Genomic DNA, 564 nt, shown 5'->3' on the forward strand with positions numbered 1-564 from the left:
AAAGACAGCGGTATTGACTGGATTGGGAAGATTCCAAATAGCTGGCATTCTCGTTCTCTGAAATCTCTGTTGACCCGTAAATCGCGTAAGGGTGAGCCTTCCTGGAGAGTTCTTTCTGTTGAACGTGAGCGTGGGGTTGTAGATCGTGAACTTGAAGGGTCGCCAGATAACAACAACCGTCTACCAGATGATTTGAGTGGTTATTTGGTAGTTCGGAACGGTCAATTTGTTATGAACAAAATGAAGGCTTGGCAAGGATCATATGGAGTGTCGCTGTATGACGGGATTGTCAGTCCTGCGTATTACACCTTCGATTTAGCGTCTTCCGTGGATTCTGAATTCTTCAACTGGGCTATACGGTCAAAAGCATATATTCCCTTCTTTGGCAGGGATTCTTACGGAATTCGCACAGATCAATGGGACTTTAAGGTACAGGCGCTCCGAAATATTCCACTATTTGTTCCTCCGGTGGAAGAGCAAAGGCAAATCGTTGATTACCTTGTTCAACGGCTGAAAGGGATCGATGGTTTGATTACCGATTTGGATCGTCAGGTTGAGTTGTTG

Annotated in this window: 1 protein-coding gene; it reads left to right on the forward strand. The window is 45.2% G+C overall.

Going from position 1 to position 564, the window contains the following annotated elements:
* A partial coding sequence (locus HMPREF0058_RS12920) for a restriction endonuclease subunit S domain-containing protein (RefSeq protein WP_169305843.1) occupies positions 1-564 on the forward strand: 564 nt, incomplete at both ends.

The sequence above is a fragment of the Actinomyces urogenitalis DSM 15434 genome, from assembly GCF_000159035.1.
GTDB lineage: Bacteria > Actinomycetota > Actinomycetes > Actinomycetales > Actinomycetaceae > Actinomyces > Actinomyces urogenitalis.